This window comes from Mesorhizobium sp. M7A.F.Ca.US.014.04.1.1 (genome assembly GCF_003998745.1).
In the GTDB taxonomy this organism is placed as follows: Bacteria; Pseudomonadota; Alphaproteobacteria; order Rhizobiales; family Rhizobiaceae; genus Mesorhizobium; species Mesorhizobium ciceri.
This window is the reverse complement of sequence record NZ_RZRW01000761.1, coordinates 1-2,233: the sequence shown is the minus strand read 5'-3', so window position 1 is coordinate 2,233 and position 2,233 is coordinate 1. Positions and strand designations below refer to the sequence as shown.

Annotated in this window: 3 protein-coding genes; all 3 read left to right on the top strand. The window is 63.2% G+C overall.

All coding sequences use genetic code 11. The features are described 5' to 3' along the window. Positions 1-148 precede the first annotated feature (148 nt). The 3 genes from EOA22_RS31130 (at position 149) to EOA22_RS31120 (ending at position 2,109) form a co-directional block, all read left to right on the top strand. Positions 149-1,063, top strand: a complete 915-nt coding sequence (locus tag EOA22_RS31130; RefSeq protein ID WP_024504565.1) for an RNA methyltransferase — start codon at positions 149-151, stop codon at positions 1,061-1,063. Then, complete coding sequence (murI, locus tag EOA22_RS31125) at positions 1,056-1,856, top strand: glutamate racemase (protein WP_013532145.1); 801 nt, start codon at positions 1,056-1,058, stop codon at positions 1,854-1,856. Before EOA22_RS31130 ends, murI begins: the two co-directional genes overlap by 8 nt. A 64-nt stretch (positions 1,857-1,920) precedes the next feature. After that, a complete protein-coding gene (locus EOA22_RS31120) occupies positions 1,921-2,109 on the top strand; it encodes a DUF3008 family protein (RefSeq protein WP_127390489.1) in 189 nt (62 codons plus the stop codon). The last annotated feature ends 124 nt before the right edge of the window (positions 2,110-2,233 follow it).

The following is a 2,233-nucleotide window of genomic DNA, read 5'->3' as shown; positions in this document are numbered from 1 at the left end:
CCCGTATATCAAAGCGCTTTTGGCCACGCAAACGGCGATCGGTCACGAATTGGAGGCCAGAGCCGTCGTCATTTGCGAATGCTTCATTTTCCCGGCCGAATATGGCAGGGGACGCTGAAATGCCGCAAACAGCAGTTCATTGACAATCATGCCCGTCACCAAAGATCCTGATAGCATTGCAGTCGCCGGCCCGGCGATCATCCTCGTCGAGCCTCAGCTTGGCGAGAACATCGGCATGGTCGCGCGCGCCATGGCCAATTTCGGTCTGTCGGAGCTGCGCCTCGTCAATCCGCGTGACGGTTGGCCGAGCGAGAAGGCACGTGCGGCGGCGAGCCGCGCCGATCATGTCATCGACGCCGTCACCGTCTTTGACGATCTGGCCTCGGCGCTCGCCGACCTGAACTTCGTCTTCGCCACCACGGCCAGGCAGCGCGACGGCTTCAAATCCGTGCGCGGGCCGGTGGAGGCGGGCAGGATGCTTCGGACCCGTCACGCAATGGGCCAGCGCACCGGCATCCTGTTCGGCCGCGAGCGCTTCGGCCTCTACAATGACGAGGTCGGCCTTGCCGACGAGATCGTCACGTTCCCGGTCGATCCCGATTTCTCGTCGCTCAACATCGCCCAGGCCGCGCTTCTGATGTCCTACGAATGGATGAAGTCCGGCCTGGAAGACGAGACCAAGACCAATTTTTCCGGCCCGGACATGAAGCCGGCAAGCAAGGAGGAATTGCACGGCCTGTTCGCCTATCTCGAAGGCGCACTGGAAGCGCGCGGCTATTTCCGGCCGGCACCGAAGAAGCCGAAAATGATCGACAATCTGCGTGCGGTGCTGACGCGCGCCGGTTTTGCCGAACCGGAGCTGAAGGTGCTGCGCGGCATCATCTCGTCGCTCGACAGGTTTTCGCCGGCGATGCCGCGCGGCGACGGGTCCCCTGGCGATGATCCACGGCGCTTGCCCGCGGCCGCCGCGCGAGCCCGCAAGGCGGAAGCGGCGCGCCTTGCCGGCGCCGGCAAGGACGATGACATACCGCCGCTTGGCGGAAAAGGAACCGACAATGACTGAGCGGCCGATCCTGATGTTCGATTCGGGCATCGGCGGGCTCACCGTACTGCGCGAGGCGCGCGTGCTGATGCCCGACCGCCGTTTCATCTATGTCGCCGACGACGCTGCGTTTCCCTATGGCGCCTGGGAAGAGCCGGCGCTGAGGGTGCATATCCTTGAATTGTTCGGCAAACTGCTTGAGCGGTTTGCGCCGGCCATTTCGGTCATCGCCTGCAACACCGCCTCGACGTTGGTGATCGACGCGCTGCGCGACAGATTTCCCGAGCATCCTTTTGTCGGCATGGTGCCTGCGATCAAGCCGGCGGCGGAACGCACGCGCTCAGGGCTGGTTTCGGTGCTGGCGACGCCTGGCACCGTCAAGCGCCAGTACACGCGCGACCTGATCAGCAAATGGGCGCAGAAATGCCATGTCCGCCTGGTCGGCAGCGACAGGCTGGCGGGACTGGCTGAGATCTACATGCGTGAGGGCTTCGTCGATGAGGAGGCGGTGCGCGCCGAGATCACGCCATGCTTCGTCGAACGTGATGCGCTGCGTACGGATATCGTCGTGCTCGCCTGCACACACTACCCCTTTCTGGCCAATCGTATGCGCAAGACGGCGCCTTGGCCGGTCGACTGGCTCGACCCCGCCGAAGCGATCGCGCGCCGGGCGCTGTCGCTTCTCGCCGACATCGATCCGAGCGGTCGTGGCGAGATGTTGCCTGAAGGGCCCGACCTTGCCGTCTTCACATCGAAAAGAGCCGATTTCCCCACCCGCCGCCTGATGCAGGGGTTCGGGTTGGCGATGTCGTGATTGCGAAGCGGAACATCACGGCAGTCGTTGCGTTTTTCTCCTGATGCCAACGGGAGAAAGAGCCATGCCAGCCACCTCGAAAGCCAAGCAGAAAGCCGCCGGCGCGGCTCTGTCGGCCAAGCGCGGCGAGACCAAGAAGAGCGAACTCCAGGGCGCTTCCAAGGGAATGTACGAATCGATGAGCGAAAAGCAGCTCGAGGAATTCGCCGAGACGAAGCGCAAGGGCCTGCCGGAGAAGAAGTCGAAAGGCTAGAGTGCAGTCCGCCGTTCAAGGGAAACGCCGAAGAACACGAGCCGGAATCAAAAGCCCGCGGCCAAACCGCAGGCTTCGAAATGATGTCGGCCGCCTGATTGCAGCCTACCAGCGCCATCTGCAC

Bases quoted from the DNA above. Each gene is read 5' to 3' on its own strand.
- EOA22_RS31130 (WP_024504565.1), top strand. From the start codon at position 149: ATGCCCGTCACCAAAGATCCTGATAGCATTGCAGTCGCCGGCCCGGCG.
- murI (WP_013532145.1), top strand. From the start codon at position 1,056: ATGACTGAGCGGCCGATCCTGATGTTCGATTCGGGCATCGGCGGGCTC.
- EOA22_RS31120 (WP_127390489.1), top strand. From the start codon at position 1,921: ATGCCAGCCACCTCGAAAGCCAAGCAGAAAGCCGCCGGCGCGGCTCTG.